Source organism: Bradyrhizobium hereditatis (genome assembly GCF_020329435.1).
Lineage (GTDB): Bacteria > Pseudomonadota > Alphaproteobacteria > Rhizobiales > Xanthobacteraceae > Bradyrhizobium > Bradyrhizobium hereditatis.
The window spans coordinates 318,777-336,180 of record NZ_JAGKJK010000008.1 but is presented as its reverse complement, the minus strand read 5'-3'; the positions used below and the strand labels follow the sequence as shown (position 1 = coordinate 336,180).

General features: G+C 61.9%; 16 protein-coding genes and 1 tRNA gene. 13 read left to right on the top strand and 4 right to left on the bottom strand.

Translation table 11 applies throughout. The annotated features are described in order from the left end of the window. The first annotated feature begins 7 nt into the window (after positions 1–7). The 4 genes from J6524_RS20920 to J6524_RS20905 all read left to right on the top strand — a co-directional run bounded on the left by J6524_RS20920 (position 8) and on the right by J6524_RS20905 (position 4,464). Positions 8–2,080, top strand: coding sequence for an SWIM zinc finger family protein (locus J6524_RS20920; protein WP_225673914.1), 2,073 nt, complete (start codon positions 8–10; stop codon positions 2,078–2,080). Positions 2,081–2,366: 286 nt separating this feature from the next. Next, positions 2,367–3,509: a T6SS phospholipase effector Tle1-like catalytic domain-containing protein gene (locus J6524_RS20915; RefSeq protein ID WP_225673913.1), complete on the top strand. Its 1,143-nt coding sequence runs from the start codon at positions 2,367–2,369 to the stop codon at positions 3,507–3,509. A gap of 314 nt (positions 3,510–3,823) precedes the next feature. Beyond that, positions 3,824–4,246, top strand: a complete 423-nt coding sequence (locus J6524_RS20910; RefSeq protein ID WP_225673912.1) for a type II toxin-antitoxin system VapC family toxin — start codon at positions 3,824–3,826, stop codon at positions 4,244–4,246. A gap of 2 nt (positions 4,247–4,248) precedes the next feature. Further along, on the top strand, positions 4,249–4,464 hold the full coding sequence (locus tag J6524_RS20905) for a hypothetical protein (RefSeq protein ID WP_225673910.1): 216 nt from the start codon (positions 4,249–4,251) through the stop codon (positions 4,462–4,464). Positions 4,465–4,795: 331 nt separating this feature from the next. Here the strand turns inward: J6524_RS20905 and J6524_RS20900 are convergent, their stop codons facing one another. After that, positions 4,796–5,449 carry a TetR/AcrR family transcriptional regulator gene (locus J6524_RS20900; RefSeq protein ID WP_225673908.1) on the bottom strand — a complete coding sequence of 218 codons (654 nt, stop codon included), beginning with the start codon at positions 5,447–5,449 and terminating at the stop codon, positions 4,796–4,798. A gap of 83 nt (positions 5,450–5,532) precedes the next feature. Between J6524_RS20900 and J6524_RS20895 the strand changes: the two genes are divergently transcribed. From J6524_RS20895 to fabF, 5 genes are all read left to right on the top strand, one after another. Beyond that, positions 5,533–6,645 (top strand): efflux RND transporter periplasmic adaptor subunit, encoded by a 1,113-nt coding sequence (locus J6524_RS20895; protein WP_225673906.1) that lies wholly within the window; start codon positions 5,533–5,535, stop codon positions 6,643–6,645. A 33-nt stretch (positions 6,646–6,678) separates the two neighbouring features. Then, complete coding sequence (locus tag J6524_RS20890; RefSeq protein WP_225673904.1) at positions 6,679–7,170, top strand: nuclear transport factor 2 family protein; 492 nt, start codon at positions 6,679–6,681, stop codon at positions 7,168–7,170. Positions 7,171–7,254: 84 nt separating this feature from the next. Then, complete coding sequence (locus J6524_RS20885) at positions 7,255–10,365, top strand: efflux RND transporter permease subunit (protein ID WP_225673902.1); 3,111 nt, start codon at positions 7,255–7,257, stop codon at positions 10,363–10,365. A 63-nt stretch (positions 10,366–10,428) separates the two neighbouring features. Further along, on the top strand, positions 10,429–11,241 hold the full coding sequence (locus tag J6524_RS20880) for an oxidoreductase (RefSeq protein WP_225673900.1): 813 nt from the start codon (positions 10,429–10,431) through the stop codon (positions 11,239–11,241). Between the two features lie 37 nt (positions 11,242–11,278). Next, the gene (gene fabF / locus J6524_RS20875) at positions 11,279–12,541 is read left to right on the top strand and encodes a beta-ketoacyl-ACP synthase II (protein ID WP_225673897.1); all 1,263 of its coding nucleotides are present in this window, start codon (positions 11,279–11,281) and stop codon (positions 12,539–12,541) included. Between the two features lie 205 nt (positions 12,542–12,746). Here the strand turns inward: fabF and J6524_RS20870 are convergent. Then, positions 12,747–12,831, bottom strand: a tRNA-Leu gene (locus J6524_RS20870). A 98-nt stretch (positions 12,832–12,929) separates the two neighbouring features. Next, on the bottom strand, positions 12,930–13,172 hold the full coding sequence (locus tag J6524_RS20865; RefSeq protein WP_225673895.1) for a FliM/FliN family flagellar motor switch protein: 243 nt from the start codon (positions 13,170–13,172) through the stop codon (positions 12,930–12,932). A gap of 62 nt (positions 13,173–13,234) precedes the next feature. On the opposite strand from J6524_RS20865, the gene lipB reads away from it, so the two are divergent. Both lipB and J6524_RS20855 read left to right on the top strand, forming a co-directional pair. Further along, on the top strand, positions 13,235–13,963 hold the full coding sequence (gene lipB / locus J6524_RS20860; RefSeq protein WP_225673893.1) for a lipoyl(octanoyl) transferase LipB: 729 nt from the start codon (positions 13,235–13,237) through the stop codon (positions 13,961–13,963). A gap of 87 nt (positions 13,964–14,050) precedes the next feature. After that, positions 14,051–14,350 (top strand): hypothetical protein, encoded by a 300-nt coding sequence (locus J6524_RS20855; RefSeq protein WP_225673892.1) that lies wholly within the window; start codon positions 14,051–14,053, stop codon positions 14,348–14,350. 20 nt (positions 14,351–14,370) lie between these two features. On the opposite strand, the gene J6524_RS20850 is transcribed toward J6524_RS20855, so the two are convergent. Beyond that, positions 14,371–14,799 carry a tautomerase family protein gene (locus J6524_RS20850; RefSeq protein WP_225673890.1) on the bottom strand — a complete coding sequence of 143 codons (429 nt, stop codon included), beginning with the start codon at positions 14,797–14,799 and terminating at the stop codon, positions 14,371–14,373. Positions 14,800–14,914: 115 nt separating this feature from the next. On the opposite strand from J6524_RS20850, the gene J6524_RS20845 reads away from it, so the two are divergent. Further along, positions 14,915–15,769, top strand: coding sequence for a LysR family transcriptional regulator (locus tag J6524_RS20845; RefSeq protein ID WP_225673888.1), 855 nt, complete (start codon positions 14,915–14,917; stop codon positions 15,767–15,769). Positions 15,770–15,875: 106 nt separating this feature from the next. After that, positions 15,876–17,399, top strand: coding sequence for a PAS domain-containing hybrid sensor histidine kinase/response regulator family protein (locus tag J6524_RS20840; protein WP_225673886.1), 1,524 nt, complete (start codon positions 15,876–15,878; stop codon positions 17,397–17,399). Positions 17,400–17,404 lie beyond the last annotated feature (5 nt).

Here is a 17,404-nt window from a genome sequence, read left to right as displayed (position 1 = left end):
CGCGATCATGTCCCCGCTCATCCCGCTCTATGCGCAGATCGACGAGTCAGCCCTAGAGGCAATGGCTTCCAGGGGCATTGTTCGCCGCGCGCGAACCGATGCGGCCAATGTGCGCTTTGAATCAATGGGCGCCGAAGAAATAGTCTGTAAGATCGAGGGTGCCACAGTGCGGCTCGACGACAAGGGCCTCGCCAAGGCGCGATGCAGCTGCCCAGCGGCGACAACCTGCCGGCACAAGATCGCCGTTGTCCTCGCGCTACGCACCCTGGCTGGCGAGCAACAAGCCGCGTCGGCGGTGGAGATCGATTGGCTGGCCCGCCTCTCGACGTTCGACCGCAAGACATTGCAGAGCGCCGTCGGCAAGACTGGTTTGCGCGAGGCAATGCGGCTATTGGCCCTCGCCGAAGCGACGACGGTCGAAGCCGGCAAACTGACGCTCAAGGTGATGCTGCGGCTCAACTCGGAAGATATCGAGGTCGCGATCCCCGCGCAGGGCGATTTCACCTCCGTCGTCTCTGGCCTCCCCGAGCGCCGCCGACTAGCAAGCCATGCCGCCGCCATTCTCGCAGCCCGCGGCCATTTCGGCCTCGAGGCCATCACGTTCGACGAGGCGGAAGCTGTTGCCGATCAGAAGGAGTTCGTTCCCGACGCACTGCTACTCACAGCCATGCAGGACGCGGTCCGCCGCGCCTATGCCCAGGGGTTCGCTTTCCCCTCTCGCGCACTCGAAGAGCGGCTGATGTTGCTGGCGGTTTCCAGCCGCGCCGAGGCGATGCCGCGCCTTTCCGCCAGCCTGCGGCGCATCGCGGAAGGACTAGAGCAGCGGAGATCGCGCAACGTCAACCATGACGCGGTGGAACTACTGCGTGAAATCGCGTTCGCTCACGCCCTGCTCCATGCGATGTCGCAGACCAGAGATGACGGACGTCTGCGCAGGCTAGCGGGTACAGTGCGTGCTGAATATGAGCCGGTCGGCGATGTCGATCTGATCGGTCTTGGTGCGACCCTGTTCGAGACAATGACTGGCGCGGCTGGCGTCACCGCCCATTTCATCGAACCGACGACGGGGCGCCGCTTCACTGCGTCGCTTGCCAGAGGGACCACGCACGATACGCGCTTCGATCCGCGTGCCGCCTATCGGACCCAGGCGGTCTGGGGCAAGACGCTGGCCGAGCTTTCGTCGGCCGCATACCGCCTGTCCGGCGCGCACGCTTCCTCCACCGGTCGGCTCTCGCTGTCGCAGGCGAGCCGCGCTGATGCGATCCAACCGTTCCGGCCGAACCGGGAGCTAGTCACCGCCTGGGCTCAGGATCGCAATGGCCAGCTGGCCGACCTGACCTATATGTCCTGGCCGATCCTTGCCGACTATCTTGGCAGATGCTTCGCGCCTTCACTCGATAGGCCGCTGCTTTCGGCGCAGCCGGTGATCCTTGTTCCGAGCCGAATCGCGCCGGTGACGTTTGACGATCTGACTCAGCGTCTGCGTTGGCCGCTGATGGATGTAAGTGGCGCCTGGATTTCGCTCACGCTCGACCATGATGATGAAGGCCGTGGACTTGGCGCCAGCCGTATCGCGGCGCTTGAGGCCGCGATCGGCGATGGCGACAACAAGCGGCCGTTCGCCATTGTCGCGATCGCCCGGCCCGAGGGTGGAAAGATCATTTTGGAGCCGATCGCGCTATGGGGAGAGACCCAGATGTCGCTGGATTTCCCCGATCGCATCCTTCGGCAAAGCACCGACGTTGTCTCACGGATCATGGCAGGGCTGCGCCGGCGAGTAGCCCAGTTCGCCCCGCCGCCGCCGGCTGATGTCACCATGCGCCAGACGACGCAATTGCTTCAAGCCGGCATCGATGCCTTGATCAGTTTCGCGGAAGCAGGTCTTCACGGCTCCGCGCGCGAAAGGCTACTGGCTCCGCTGGCAAAGACCTATCAGCTCGCGTCGCTGCCCCCGCTGGCCCAGCTGCTTTTGCGGACCATCGAAAGCAGCGAAAGCGATATCTCACCGACCGCCCTGGCTGCCGCGCAAGGAGTGTTCACGCTGCAGAGTTTCACCAGTCGGCTTCAGGTCTGGACGTGATCGGCGCGACTAAACTGCTGTTGCTTTGGTCAGCAAAAGAACCGAAACGTGCCAAGCATGCTGGCCACCCCACTTTCAATGGAATAGAACACATAGATGAGCTGCACAGGGATTTCGCCGCAAGGGATGCTCGCGGTCGCCTACGGCTAGGGGAGGATCTCTACCGAGAAGCAGGAGCCTGTCGCTGTCTGATCCAGCCGCAACGGAGTTCAGTTCCCTTAGGCTGGCCGTACATGTCAATCCGCCGACTGATGCGTCCCATTCCGGGTAAATGCGGAGCAGGAATATGGCGAAGAACGTTGTGATACTTTCCGATGGAACTGGCCAAGGCGCCAGCATGCCAAAGGCGGAGCGCACCAATGTCTGGAAGCTATGGAACGCAACCAAAAAGGCTGCCCCTGCTCAACAGGTAACGTTCTATGATGAAGGGCTGGGCGCTGAGCACAAGCGCGAGTGGTGGCGTTGGGCGTACGATCTCGCCAGCCGGGCGACCGGCCTCGGAATCTCGCAAAATATCAAGGACTGCTATACAGCACTCATCGAATACTATGAACCGGGTGACCGCGTTTTTCTGTTCGGATTCAGCCGTGGCGCCTTTACCGTGCGTAGTCTTGGCGGCGTTCTGTCGCTGTGTGGTATTCCGCAACGCGACGCCGCGGGAAACAGTCCCCGCGATCCTCAGAACAAGAAGGGTCGATTGGCGCTTGTCGAAGAGGCGGTTGAGACGGTCTACAAGCACTACGGCAGCAATGAGAAGCAACAAGAGCGCATTGCCCTTGGCCTGAAATATCGCGACCGCTACGAGAGCTTTTCCGTCGATTCCACTAACCCTCCCTTTCCTTATTTCATCGGAGTCTGGGACACCGTGCGCGCGCTCGGCATTCCAGGCTCGAGCGGATTGGTCTTGTGGCGTCACGCCTTCCACAATGCCTCGCTAAATCCCTGCGTCCCCTACGGACGCCAGGCGCTCTCGATCGACGAAAACCGCGAAATCTTCGCGCCGGAGATTTGGGACGAGTCGCAAGAATCGCCGGAAGCCAGAGCGCGTGGTCGTATCAAGCAGGTTTGGTTTCCTGGCGTGCATTCCGACGTGGGCGGTGGCTATCCCGAGACGGGCCTATCCGATTTGGCGCTGGAGTGGATGATCAATGAGGCAATGGCAGTCGAGCATCCGCTCATCGTGGATATGACCAAGCTGAAATTGGAGCCCTCATTCGCGGGCGTCCAGCACGACGAGCGGACCGGATGGGGTCGCGCCTGGACCGAGGGCACCAGGGAAGGCGTACGAGACGGCAAGGGGCCGGACATCCTACATGAAGACTTTGTTCGCAACCGCTTTGGCCTAGCCAAGGCACGTTGCGTGACCGGCGACTGCCCCTATCGTCCAAAGGCGCTGGCGAAGCACCGCGATTATTTGGGTTTCTATTGAATTTTGAAATGGCGCACGGCGACTTTCTACGGTCACCCGAAACGAACAGCCTGCGAACGCCGCCGGGGACGGAGGTAGTGGGTTTCTGCCCTTCCACCAGGCTCCTTTTTGGAGACGCCTTGAACATGGGGCAGCAAAGCGCTTTGTTAGACAAAATCAAATTTTGTCTAACATAGGCGAAGTTCCATGGCAAAGGCATCAGCGAGCAAGCCCGCACTGCTCCGGGCGAAACGGAGGAGAGCTGCATCCAAGACCTTGAATCGTGAGCTTGCGACGGGCGGCTTGTCGTGAGCAAGGCACGATTTGAAGCTGTCATGCTGGCGGCCAAACAATCTGGCCTCTTGAGCGAAAAAGGCGGCCGCATCGGTGGCCGGGTAAGTCAGGCCTTGGTCCGGCAGGCCAAGCGCCAGACGGGCATCGAGACGGATACGGACTTGATCGAGTTTGCGTTGGCGACGGTCGCACTTGAGGACAATTTCGCATCGAGCCTGATCGCCGGACAGGGACTACTGCTCGATACCTGCGTCTATATCGATCAAATGCAAGATCGTTCGCCTCAGGTCCTGGACGACCTGATCGCGCAGCAACAAGTCAACCATTCGACTGTCGCGATACAGGAGTTGATGCACACGGTCGGCGTGCTGAATCCATCCGACGCGCGAACCGCCTCTGTCGTCGATGTGATCGGCAAGCAGATCAAAGCGATGCCGCCCATCGGATCTTTGCGCCGGACATAGAGGTGCTGGGACCAGCCGCGCTGCTATCGGGGATCCTCAGCCGCCTCCAGGGATATGAAAAGGACGGCAAGTTGCGCGCGCTTCAAGACTGCGTGCTCTTCCTGCAGGCGCAAAAGTTCGGCCTCGTTGTCCTGACTGCAAATGTCGGCGACTATGATATTCTTTTCCAGCTCATACCAACCGGACGAGCGCTGTTATATCGTTCGAATAACCATTGATGTTTGAAACAGATTTTGACGACATTTCTCGTGTCGATCTCCAAGCCCCGTTGATGCCGAAGGCCGTCGCTTAGAGAGCGCTCGGAGGGCGGTCGCATTTTTGCGATTTCAATGGCTCGGAATGAGCCGAATTGAAAGGTGCCTATCAAGCCCAAGGGTGCCTTTTGCGAGTTGATATCCAGCCTCAACTCCTGTTGCGCTAACCGTCACGCAGCCATCCCATCAGCCCATCGCCTCTCGTCGTCCGACGAAGCGGGTGAAGCGCTCGCAGTCGGAATTTTTGTTCGATTTTTCGTTGCTCCAACAATTTACTTAGATCGAGGCTTCATTTTCATGTTGGACGCTTTGTTCGACGTTTATTGGATGCTTTTTTGCGCCCAAGGCGGAGTGTTTGCCGATTAACACGGCCTCCTCGGACGCCTTCGCGAACCTGTTCGACCGCCGCATCCAGAAAGGCCTGAGCCAGATCAGGGTCGTTGACGACGCGCGATAGCGTCACCGCACCGACCATCGTCGTGAGAATGGCCATGGCCTTGCGACTCGACTCCTCGCCGTCAGTCTCAGCAATGAAGCGGCCGAGGACTTCGAGATGCGCCTTGATCCCCGCTTCGAATGCCGCTTTTACGTCGGCCCCCTGTCTGGCGGCATCTGAGCCGAGCGCCACGATCGGGCAGCCGTCCATCTTTTCTTCGCGATGGTCGGCACTGAGGTAGAACGCGATCACCGCGCCAAGCGGATCATCAGGATTCTCCGCGGCCGCGTCCGACCATCGGCGGGAGGCGCTCGCCAATGCCCGCCTGGACGCCTCTACCGCCAAATCCTCTTTCGACTCGAACTGCTTGTAGAAGGCGCCTTGGGTTAGCCCGGCACCCTTCATCAGGTCCTTGAGCCCGATGCCATCAAACCCGCGCTCCCGAAAAAGGCGACTTGCCACATTGATTACAGTTTCGCGGTTTTCCGCGGCCTGAATGCGACTCACTCGCATTGTCGACCTCCTTTTTTAGATTGCATTCGTAATCTATATCAGATATAGCGTTCGAACGCAATCTAATTAGTGAGGCTGCAGCAATGAAAAAGAGACCCGTTATCGTGCTGGGAAGCATCCTAATCGCCGTGTTTGGGGTGGCCGCCGTCGCCACGCTTTCCCTCCGCACGCAGGCAGCCTCCGCCGTGAGCGACCCGAGGCAGGAACTTCCGATCGTCAGAGTGGCGACGGCGGCTCGGGTGACCGGGTCCGAGCGCGGCTTCACGGGCATCATAGGGGCGAGGGTGCAGAGCAACCTCGGGTTTCGCGTCGCCGGCAAGATCGTGGAACGGCTTGTGAATGCCGGTGAGCAGGTCAAGGCCGGTCAGCCGCTGATGCGGATCGACGAAACCGACCTTCGCCTTGCGGTCACCGCGAAGCGCAATGCAGTTGCCGCAGCGCGTGCATCTTTCGTTCAGACCGAAGCGGATGAACAGCGATACGCCAAGTTGCTGAGCAACGGATGGGCTTCCCGACAGCGCTACGAGCAAGCGAGGGCCGCGTTGGATACGGCCCAGGCGCAACTCGCCACCGCCGAAGCTGATGCGCGAGTCGCCGAGAATGAGGCGACCTACTCGGTCCTGGTAGCGGATGCGGATGGAACGGTGGTCGAAACGCTTGGCGAGCCCGGGCAGGTCGTCTCGGCCGGCCAGACAGTCGTTCGTATTGCCAAGGCCGGCCCGCGCGAAGCGGTGGTCGCGCTTCCCGAAACAATCCGGCCAGCGATCGGCTCCGTGGCCGAGGCCAGCGTGTATGGGGCGGCCGATGGGCGACGCTATACGGCGCATCTGCGGCAGTTGTCGGACGCTGCCGACGCTCAGACCCGCACCTATGAGGCCCGCTATGTGCTCGAGGGTGAGGCCGCGACGGCACCGCTTGGCGCGACGGTAACCATTCGGCTTGCAAGTCAGGGGAGTCAGCCGGAAGTCCAGGTGCCGCTGGGAGCCGTGCTCGATGACGGCCGGAAGACCGGTGTGTGGGTCTTGGATAGCGCCACCTCAACCGTACGCTTTCGGCCAGTCAAGCTTGTCCGGGTGAGCAGCGAAACTGCCGTGATCTCTGGATTGAGCTCTGGTGATCCGATTGTTTCCCTCGGCGCTCATCTCCTGCAGGAGGGCGCTCGCGTCAGGACTGCATCTGAAAACAAGGGAAACTAACGAGCTTCCGCCATCACCGTCGGAGGACGGCAAATGCTATACAGCTACATTGTCAAGAAAGAAATCCGAAAGACCTTCGACCACGTCAACAACCATCGCTGGGATGACGCGGTGAAAGCGGTCGCGCCGCATGTCCATCACCGCGTTTCCGGCGCCCACGCGCTCGCTGGTGAGCGCCATGACAAAGAAGCCCTGCGCCGCTGGTTTGAGCGTCTCGGCCGCGTCCAGCCCACTCTCCATATCACAGTCAACAACATCTGGGTGAAAGGCTGGCCGTGGCACACCACGGTGTTTGCCCAGTGGGACGCCACCGCAACGCTGCTCAACGGCGACGCGTCGTACGTCAACCGTGGTCTCCACGTGTTCACCCTGCGGTGGGGTAGAGTTTATGCACTCGAGGAATTTCAAGATTCACAGGAGGCGGCCCGCGGGCTTGCGGCTCAAGCGGCAGCCGGCCTCAAAGAAGCTGTCGCCGAACCAATTGAAAGCCCGCAAAAGCGCAGTCAGAAGGCGCGCGCTTTTTAGGCAAGCGCGGTTCACTCGGCGCCCACCTGCTGCAGGACGGCGCGAGCGTCAGGACGAACGTCGAGGAATAGGAGTGGCCAAGTGATGAGTTTCAATGTTTCTGCGATCGCCGTTCGTGAACGCGCCGTCACCCTGTTCTTCATCGTCCTGCTGGCGGCGGCAGGCGCCTACGCCTTCCTCATGCTCGGGCGGGCGGAAGACCCCTCCTTCACCATCAAGACCCTGACGGTCACGACGGTATGGCCAGGCGCGACGGCGCGCGAGATGCAGGATCAGGTCGCCGAACCGTTGGAGAAGCGGCTTCAGGAGTTGACCTGGTACGACCGAGTAGAGACGACCACACGGCCAGGTTATGCGTACATGACGGTTACGCTGAAGGACAGCACACCGCCATCTAGCGTGCAGGAGGAGTTCTACCAGGCCCGCAAGAAGCTTGGGGATGAAGCGCGCAAGCTGCCCTCTGGTGTGCTCGGCCCTTTCGTCAACGACGAATATTCGGACGTGAGCTTCGCCCTTTATGCCCTCAAGGCGAAGGACATGCCGATGCGCGAACTCGCCAGGCAAGCCGAGACCATTCGGCAGGACCTCCTGCACGTGCCCGGCGTCAAGAAGATCAACATCCTCGGTGAACGTCCCGAACAGATATTCATCGAGTTTTCCTATGCCAAACTGGCAACCCTCGGCGTCTCGGCACAGGATATCGTTGCCGCCTTGCAGCGGCAGAACACCGTCACACCGGCAGGCTCGATCGACACCAAGGGGCCGCAGGTCTTCATCCGGGTCGACGGCGCTTATGACAGCGTCCAGGCGATCGCCGACACGCCGATCGTCGCTGCAGGGCGGACGCTGAAGCTCGCCGACATCGCCGAAATCCGCCGCGGCTACGAGGATCCTCCCACCTACCTCATTCGACATCAGGGTGAGCCCTCCGTCATGCTCGCGGCGGTTATGCAAGAGGGCTGGGATGGCCTCGCGCTCGGCAAGGCGCTGGAGGAGAGATCCGCAGCTATCGCTCGGACGCTGCCGCTCGGGATGACTCTGGCCAAAGTCAGCGACCAGGCCGTCAACATCACCTCGGCGGTTGACGAGTTCATGATGAAGTTTGCGATGGCTCTCGGCGTGGTGCTGCTCGTGAGCCTGCTCAGCCTCGGCTGGCGCGTCGGCATTGTCGTGGCGGCTGCCGTCCCTCTGACGCTTGCCGTCGTGTTCCTCATCATGCTGGAAACCGGCCGGTTCTTCGACCGCATCACGCTCGGCGCCCTCATCCTGGCGCTTGGTCTTCTCGTGGACGACGCCATCATCGCCATCGAGGTGATGGTGGTGAAAATGGAAGAGGGCATGGACCGCATCAAGGCGGCGGCCTACGCGTGGAGCCACACTGCGGCGCCAATGTTGTCGGGCACGCTCGTAACGGTCGCCGGATTCCTGCCGGTGGGCTTCGCGCGCTCGACGGCCGGCGAATATGCCGGCAACATCTTTTGGGTCGTGGGATTTGCCCTCATCGTCTCCTGGATCGTCGCGGTGATCTTCACGCCCTATCTTGGCGTCAAGATGCTGCCCGCGATCAAGCCGATCGAAGGCGGTCACCACGCGATTTACGGCACACCGAACTATCAGCGACTGCGAAGGCTCATCACCTTCGCCGTGCGCCACAAGTTCGTAACGAGCGGCATCGTCGCGATCGCTTTCGCGCTTTCCGTCGTCGGCATGGGCGCGGTCAAACAGCAGTTCTTTCCGACGTCCGACCGCCCCGAAGTGCTGGTGGAGGTTCGCCTGCCGGAGGGCACCAGCATTGGGACGAGGACCGCCACAGTCGAGAAGCTCGAACACTGGCTGGAGCAGCAGTCGGAGGCTAAGATCGTCACCAGCTATGTCGGTCAGGGCGCTCCCCGATTCTTCTTCGCGATGGCGCCCGAGCTGCCTGATCCGGCCTTCGCCAAGATCGTCGTGCTGACACCGGACGCGGAGGCGCGCGAAGCTTTGAAGCACCGGCTCCGACAGGCGGTGTCAGATGGGCTTGCACCTGAGGCTAGTGTGCGCGTCACTCAGCTTGTGTTCGGACCCTACACGCCGTTCCCGGTCGAGTTTCGCGTCATGGGGCCTGATCCCGAGCAATTGTACGCTATCTCTGAAAAAGCCCTCGGTATCATGCGTGGCGTTCCCGACGTGCGGCAGGCCAACCGCGATTGGGGTAATCGCACACCCGTGCTCCGCTTCATCCCGGACCAGGATCGACTGAACCTCATCGGCCTCTCGCCAGCGGAGGTGGGCCGGCAACTCCAGTTCCTCCTCACTGGCATCGCCGTTACGCAGGTCCGCGAGGACATTCGCAATGTCCCCATCGTGGCACGCAGCGCCGGCGGAGAGCGGCTGGATCCGACGCGTCTGGCGGATTTCTCCCTGATGAGCAGGGACGGCCGCCCGATTCCGCTCGACCAGATCGGCCATTCGGAAATTCGTCTGGAAGAGCCGATTATGAAGCGGCGTGATCGTACGCCTGTCGTCACGATTCGCTCGGACATCAATGAGGCGACCCAGCCTCCAGAGGTCTCCAAGGAGATCAAGACGGCCCTTGAGCCGCTGATCGCATCGCTTCCGGCCGGCTATCGCATCGAATTGGGCGGATCGATCGAGGAGGCAACCAAGGCCAATGACGCGTTGGCGACGGTCTTTCCCGCCATGATCGCCGCCATGCTGATTGTCATCATGCTGCAGGTGCGATCCTTCTCGACGATGGCCATGGTCATGCTGACGGCACCGCTTGGCCTTGTCGGCGTTGTGCCCGTGTTGCTCGCCTTTAACCAGCCATTCGGATTCAATGCCATTTTGGGCCTGATAGGACTGGCCGGCATCCTGATGCGCAACACGCTGATCCTGACCGAACAAATCAAGGAGAACCGTGCTGCCGGCCTTGATGACTATCACGCCGTCATCGAGGCCACGGTGCAACGCACGAGGCCGGTGATCCTGACGGCACTTGCCGCCGTGCTCGCCTTCATCCCTCTCACTCACTCCGTCTTCTGGGGATCGATGGCCTATACGCTGATCGGAGGCACGGCGGTCGGCACGGTGCTGATCCTGCTGTTTCTTCCTGCGCTTTATGCCGCGTGGTTTCGGATCAAGCCGACTGCAGATGAGATCTATGAGGACTCGAGCGACCAGCCGGAATTGCGAACAGCAATGGCTGCCGAATAGGCCTCTCTTGTCGGAAGAGACGGTTCAACTTCTAACGCTCAATAGCATCGATGGAGACTTTCTATGCGACAAGACGGCAAGGTGGCGATTGTAACCGGTGCTGCAACAGGAATCGGGCATGCTTCGGCAAAGGCGTTGCGTCAAGCTGGATTCCGCGTGTTCGGCACGAGCCGGCGAGCCGTCGCAAGTATCGCGGACGGCATTACGATGATCCCCTGCGATGTAACGGACGACGCATCAGTCAAGACGGTCGTCGATAAGGTGCTCGATACGGCGGGCAGGATCGACGTTCTGGTGAACAACGCGGGAACCGGCCTGTTTGCCGGAGCTGAAGAATCGTCGGTGCAACAAGCCCAAGCGTTGTTCGACGTAAACCTTTTCGGAGTGATCCGCATGACCAACGCGGTTCTCCCTGTGATGCGAAGTCAAAAAGCGGGACGGATCGTCAATATAAGTTCGGTGATGGGCTTAATACCTGCCCCCTTCTCGGCCCTCTACGCCTCCACGAAGCATGCTCTCGAAGGCTACTCGGAGTCCCTAGATCACGAGGTGCGGACCTTCGGCATTCGAATTTGCTTGCTTGAGCCGGCGTATACCCGAACTTCGTTCGAACAAAACATGGTGCTTCCTGATCGTAGCCTAGACGCATACGTCTCGGCGCGAACGCGGTCCGCCACGCTCGTGCGCGAGGTCATGAAGACAGCCGACAGTCCCGAGATTGTTGCCGAGAGGGTCGTAGAAGCCGCGACGACCACCTCGCCCCGTCTGCGATACACCTGCGGTAGGATGGCGCGGCAGGTGAGCATCCTGCGTCGCTTCGTTCCCGAACGGATGTTTGACAAAAGCCTCCGCAAGCAGCTGGGGCTACCGGCGTAGCCGGACTGGTTAGGCCGACATCAAAGGTAATCTCATCATGCGTCGCGTCGTCGTTACGGGATTGGGACTGGTATCACCGCTAGGCTGCGGCAGTGACTTGGCGTGGTTCCGACTACTATCGGCCCGTTCAGGACTTGCCGCACTTCCGGAATGGGCGGCTGCCCTTCCCGCCCGGGTCGCTGGAATCGTGCCAACAAGGGCCGACGATCCGGATGGAGGCTTCGATCCGGATCTGGTCGTTCCTCCCAAAGATCAGCGACGAATGGACCGCTTCATCCTGTTCGCGCTCGTCGCTGCGGACGAGGCCATCGCACAGGCAGCTTGGACCCCTTCTGACTCGCATTCGCTGGAGCGCACGGCGACCGTGATCGCATCGGGCATTGGAGGCTTTCCGGCAATCGTCGAGGCGGTTCGCACGGTGGATCAGCGCGGTATCCGGCGTCTCTCGCCCTTCACGGTGCCGTCCTTTCTTGCAAACCTCGCGGCCGGTCACATCTCGATCCGCCACGGTTTCAAGGGTCCGGTCGGCGCACCGGTCACCGCCTGCGCCGCGAGCGTGCAGGCGATCGGCGATGCCGCACGCCTCATCCGTTTGGGAGAAGCTGATGTTGCGGTTTGCGGCGGTTCGGAAGCCTGCATCGATCTCGTGAGCCTTGGCGGCTTCGCCGCCGCCCGGGCACTTTCGACCGGCTTTAATGAAACGCCAGCGCGCGCGTCCCGCCCCTTCGACCGCGATCGCGACGGCTTCGTCATGGGCGAAGGTGCTGGTATCCTCGTGATTGAAGAACTTGAGCACGCGATCCGCCGCGGCGCCAAACCGATCGCCGAAATTGCCGGCTATGGCACGACGGCTGATGCCTACCACATCACGTCGGGCCCCGAGGACGGCGACGGGGCGCGCCGCGCCATGGAAGGCGCCTTGCGGCAGGCCGGGCTCAAGCCCGCCGATGTCCAGCATCTCAACGCCCATTCCACTTCGACGCCGGTTGGCGATGTTTCCGAACTTGAGGCGATCAAAACCGTCTTCGGCCGCGAGGGAGAAATTGCTGTGAGCGCCACCAAATCGGCGACCGGTCATCTGCTCGGCGCAGCCGGAGGAGCGGAAGCGATCTTCACGATTCTCGCACTGCGCGACCAGGTCGCGCCGCCCACTCTCAATCTCGAAAATCGCGATCCGGCCGCGGAAGGCGTCGACATTGTGGCCCGCGAGGCAAGGCGCATGACGATGGAGCATGCGATTTCGAACGGATTCGGCTTCGGGGGCGTCAACGCCAGCGTCATCTTTCGACGCTGGCAATGACCAACTCCCGTCATCGCCCACGCTTCCCCTCGCTTGACGCCAGCCTCCGAGCCGGGCTGCGGCGCGCGGAAGCATCGCCGCAATTCGCTTGCAAATAGTGGTCGTACCGCACCGAAAGGTCCGTTCTGAAGCGTAATGCTGGCAGATGCTTGATTTTCCTCGCCAGGCGCTGCCCTGGGACCCGATTTCAAGGGCAAAGTGGGTATGGTGCGCTCGGAGGGACTCGAACCCCCACGATGTTACTCACTGCCACCTCAAGGCAGCGCGTCTACCAATTCCGCCACGAGCGCTTGGGACACCGGCTGGATGGATGAAGGTCCACCCGGATCAATGGCGCCGATGTAACAAATCAGGGATGGGGGGACAAGGCAGTTTTGCGAACGAATAACTATCTGACATCAGGGGATTTCGGCAGCATTTGCTTGACTTCTACCGCGATGCGGTTGCGATCCACCAGAACGACGCCGGAGGCGATCGGAAGGTTGTTGGCAAGTATCTTGACCTCGTCCGCCTCGGTGGCGTCCAGTTCGATGATGGCGCCGCGGGAAAGCCGCATCACCTGATGGATGGGCATGGTAGTGGTGCCGAGCACCACCATGAGATTGACGCTGACTTTGTCGAGGGTCGCCACTTCTGAACCGCCACAGGGGACTAGATTGCTGTGGTTCCACCTGACCACGTTATGGTTAGCCAATGGTTAATGACCGCCAAAGCCTTGATTTGACGACATTCGCGCTGTCCCCGGCCGGCGGCGAGGTCGAATGGCGGATTTCGGCCGGTTCCGTGCCATACCCCGAGGCCGTGACCGAGATGGAAGCCCGTGCCGCCGCGATCGCCGAGGGCAAGGCGGCCGAACTGGTCTGGCTCCTGGAGCACCCCCCGCTCTATACCTCCGGCACCAGCGGCAAGCAGGCCGACCTGCTCGAGCCGCGCTTTCCGCTGTTCACCACCGGCCGCGGCGGCCAGCTCACCTATCACGGGCCCGGCCAGCGTGTGGCCTATGTCATGCTCGACCTGAAGCGGCGGCGGCCGGACGTGCGCGCCTATGTGGCGGGCCTGGAAGAATGGATCATCCGCACGCTCGATGCCTTCAACGTGCGCGGCGAGCGGCGTGAGGATCGCGTCGGCGTTTGGGTCCGGCGCCCGGACAAGGGCGCAGGGTACGAGGACAAGATCGCCGCGATCGGCGTACGGCTGCGGCGCTGGGTGTCGTTCCACGGCATTGCCATCAATGTCGAGCCTGACCTGTCGCATTTTTCCGCGATCGTGCCCTGCGGCGTCGCCGATCCGCGTTACGGCGTCACCTCGCTCGTGGACCTCGGCCTGCCCGTGACCATGGAGGACGTCGACGTCGCGCTCCGGCAGGCATTCGAGCAAGTGTTCGGCGCAACAAACATGCGCCTGCCGGAGGCGGCCACCTGAGACAACCCTGCCCTGGTGCCAGGTCTTCCGCTTCGGCGATCGATGCCACATATCGAGAGGCAGGCGTGGTGTTTAGAGGAGGTCGCGATGACGTCGCACAGACTTCCCTTCGAGAACCGCTGGACCAACAACGCGAACGCCTTGCAATGGAATTCCGAACTTGACCATCTGGGCGTGGCCAACGTGCGGGCCATGTTCGTAGATCACGAAATGCGACATCCCAACCGGCGCAACGTGGTGCAGGATATTCCCGCCGGCTTTGTCCGGGATTGGCTGGCGTTCCAGGATCGCCGCCTGGCGCGCCAACAACTGCTTTGGCGCGCCACCGTGATTGCCCTCTCGTTTGTTGCGGCCACTGCGGCAGTGTTGGGCGTGCTCAGGGCGTAAGAAGTACTTCTCGATGAGGTTCACGCCGCCGCTTGCCGCGGCGCGACCTCGAGCTTGCCCGCGATGTAGCGACGCTCCTGCGTGAGACCGCCGAAGCCGTAAGAATCGCCTTTCACTTCGTCGACATGGGCGTAGCTCTCTTCATGCAGCGGGCCGAGCAGCTCGCCCATGCGCTGGAATAGCGCGGCGAGATAGGCGGCCTTCTCATCCTTGGTGTTGGTGCCCTCGCTGACGTGAACGTCGAGCCAGAAGCTGGCGAGGCTCTGTTCGGCGAGGGATTTTCCGCCGGCAAACCAGTCGGCAGCATCGATCGCTTTCACGATGACGGCGGTGACCTTGGGATCCTTGCGCAGGATACGCGCGGTGAGATCGCTGACGGCGGAGGCGATCTCGGCTTTCAACGATGGCGTCTTGCGGACCGTGGAATAGGTAACGGTGATCAGCGGCATGGTTATTCTCCTTCAGGGCGGCGCTGGCATTGCGCCCCCTCCTACCTAGACCTCCAGCTACCATTTTGGTATCTTATCTACATTCATATCAATGATAACGACTATTGATGATGCAATGACCACGCTCGATATCGATACCGTGCAGGCGTTCCTGCGTGTCGCCGAACTGCAAGGCTTTACCCGCGCCGCCGAGGCACTCGGCACCACCCAGGCCGCCGTCAGCATGAAGCTGCAGCGGCTGGAGAGCGTGATCGGCAAACGGCTGGTCGAGCGCTCGCCGCGCGCGGTCACGTTGACGGCCGAGGGCGCCGCGTTCCTCCCCCACGCCCGCGCGTTGATGGAGGCGCATGACCGCGCGCTGTCGGGCGACAGGCCGGTGCGCCAGAAGCTGTCGCTTGGCATCAGCGATCACGCCGCGGGACCCGAACTGGTGCCGCTGCTCGAACGGCTGCATGCGATGTCGTCGCAACTGGCGCTCTCCGTGACGATCGGCTTTTCGCGCCGGATGCTGGATGCCTACGATGCCGGTGAGCTCGACGCTGTCGTGGTGCGACAGGAAGGCAGCCGCCGCGGCGGCGAGAAGCTGGCGGAAGACGCCTTTGGCTGGTTCGCCACGAGACGCCTTGACTGGCGCCGCGGCGAAACGCTGCCGCTGGCAACGCTCGCGCCGCCTTGCGGGGTGCGCGCCGTCGCGATCCGCGCTCTCGACAAGGCCGGCATCGCCTGGGGCGAGAGCTTCGTTGGTGGCGGCGTGACCGCAGTGACCGCAGCGGCATTGGCCGGCCTTGCGGTGGCGCCGCTGGCCCGCCGGATCGCGCCACCCGGCCTGGTCGACATCGGGCCAGCCCAAGGGCTGCCGCGGCTCCCCTCCTCCAAGGTGATGCTGCACTCGAAAGTCAGCGATCCCGCCAAGCGCATGGCGCTGCGAACGCTCGCGGCGACGTTCAAAAGCCTGGCGGCCGCGCGCTAACCAACCATTTCGTTAAACGCGCTAACCAACCATTTCGTTAAAAAAGCCAGCGTCGCGGAACCAATCGGCGCGACAAGCGTTTGCGCCAGTTAAACGGGCGGGTCGGATGTTGAAAAAAGATCAGCTACAGCAGAGGGATCTATTCGAAAGCGAACGTAACTTCCGACTCCTGGTTGAGGGCGTTGCTGACTACGCGCTTTACATGCTGGATCCGACCGGCATCGTCACGAGCTGGAACATCGGCGGCCAGCGGATCAAGGGTTACGCCCCCGCCGAGATCATCGGGCAGCACTTTTCCCGCTTCTATACCGATGTTGACCGCGCCAACGGCAAGCCGTTGCGCGCCCTGCGTATCGCGCGGGAACAGGGCCGCTACGAGGAAGAAGGCTGGCGTGTCCGCAAGGACGGCACGTTCTTCTGGGCCAGTGTGGTCATCGACCCCATCCACGAGGACGGCAGGCTCGTCGGCTTTGCCAAGATCACCCGAGACATTACCGAGCGTCGCGAAGCACAGCTCAAGCTGGAGCAGATGCACGCGCAGCTCGCGGAATCGCAGAAGCTCGATGCACTCGGCCAGCTGACCGGCGGCATCGCCCACGACTTCAACAATCTCCTGATGATCATCAGCGGCAGCCTGCACACGCTGAAGAAAGTGGTAGGCGAGGATCCCAAGTGCCAGAGGGCGCTGTCGGCGATTGAGGGAGCGACCAAGCGCGGCGCTTCCCTGACCAGCCAATTGCTGTCATTCGCGCGGCGGCAGAGCGTCAACCCGCAAGCGGTTGATGTGGCCGAACGCATCGATGGGATACGCGAAGTGTTAGACGCCGCCGTCGGCAGCGCAGTGACGCTCAAATTCGACGTAGGCCGGGGCGTCTGGCCGGTGATGGTCGATGTCACCGAATTCGAGACGGCGCTCGTCAATCTCGTGATCAACGCGCGCGACGCGATGCCGAGCGGCGGTGTCATCACGATCTCGGCGCGAAATGAGACGTCCGGCGGCGCAGCCGACGCAAGTGGATATGTCGCGATCTCGGTGGCGGATACCGGCACGGGCATCGCGCCGGATATCCTCGGCAAGATCTTCGACCCCTTCTTCACCACCAAGCCGATCGGCAAGGGTACTGGCCTGGGGCTGTCGCAGGTCCATGGCTTCGCGCATCAGGCCGGCGGCACGGTCAAGGTGGCGAGCGAGCTCGGCAAGGGCACACGGATCACGATGCTGCTGCCGCGGAAGCACGCCGCGCCAGAGGCTGAGGAATTTAATGCGGTTGCATCCGGCGGCAGCGGCACCGTGCTGCTGGTGGAGGACAATCCAGATGTCGCCGCCGTCAGCACCGGCCTGCTCGAGCAGCTCGGCTACACTGTGCGCCGTGTCGCAAATGCCGAAGCGGCGCTGCGCGAAATCGAGCTCGACGGAATAGACCTCGTCTTCTCCGACATCGTGATGCCCGGCAAAATGGACGGCCTCGGTCTCGCGCGCCACCTGAAGGCTGTTAAGCCCGGACTGCGGATCCTCCTAACCAGCGGCTACAGCGATGCGGCGCTGAACGTGCGCGGCGATTTTCCCATTCTGCGCAAGCCCTACGAAATCCACGAGCTCAGCCGGGCGATCGCGAAGCTGCCGCGTTAGCCGCC

What these genes read in the sequence shown, in the direction of transcription:
- J6524_RS20920 (WP_225673914.1), top strand. Translation starts at nt 8, where the DNA reads ATGTCCCCGCTCATCCCGCTCTATGCGCAGATCGACGAGTCAGCCCTA.
- J6524_RS20915 (WP_225673913.1), top strand. Translation starts at nt 2,367, where the DNA reads ATGGCGAAGAACGTTGTGATACTTTCCGATGGAACTGGCCAAGGCGCC.
- J6524_RS20910 (WP_225673912.1), top strand. Translation starts at nt 3,824, where the DNA reads ATGCTGGCGGCCAAACAATCTGGCCTCTTGAGCGAAAAAGGCGGCCGC.
- J6524_RS20900 (WP_225673908.1), bottom strand. Translation starts at nt 5,449, where the DNA reads ATGCGAGTGAGTCGCATTCAGGCCGCGGAAAACCGCGAAACTGTAATC.
- J6524_RS20895 (WP_225673906.1), top strand. Translation starts at nt 5,533, where the DNA reads ATGAAAAAGAGACCCGTTATCGTGCTGGGAAGCATCCTAATCGCCGTG.
- J6524_RS20890 (WP_225673904.1), top strand. Translation starts at nt 6,679, where the DNA reads ATGCTATACAGCTACATTGTCAAGAAAGAAATCCGAAAGACCTTCGAC.
- J6524_RS20885 (WP_225673902.1), top strand. Translation starts at nt 7,255, where the DNA reads ATGAGTTTCAATGTTTCTGCGATCGCCGTTCGTGAACGCGCCGTCACC.
- J6524_RS20880 (WP_225673900.1), top strand. Translation starts at nt 10,429, where the DNA reads ATGCGACAAGACGGCAAGGTGGCGATTGTAACCGGTGCTGCAACAGGA.
- fabF (WP_225673897.1), top strand. Translation starts at nt 11,279, where the DNA reads ATGCGTCGCGTCGTCGTTACGGGATTGGGACTGGTATCACCGCTAGGC.
- lipB (WP_225673893.1), top strand. Translation starts at nt 13,235, where the DNA reads ATGGTTAATGACCGCCAAAGCCTTGATTTGACGACATTCGCGCTGTCC.
- J6524_RS20855 (WP_225673892.1), top strand. Translation starts at nt 14,051, where the DNA reads ATGACGTCGCACAGACTTCCCTTCGAGAACCGCTGGACCAACAACGCG.
- J6524_RS20850 (WP_225673890.1), bottom strand. Translation starts at nt 14,799, where the DNA reads ATGCCGCTGATCACCGTTACCTATTCCACGGTCCGCAAGACGCCATCG.
- J6524_RS20845 (WP_225673888.1), top strand. Translation starts at nt 14,915, where the DNA reads ATGACCACGCTCGATATCGATACCGTGCAGGCGTTCCTGCGTGTCGCC.
- J6524_RS20840 (WP_225673886.1), top strand. Translation starts at nt 15,876, where the DNA reads ATGTTGAAAAAAGATCAGCTACAGCAGAGGGATCTATTCGAAAGCGAA.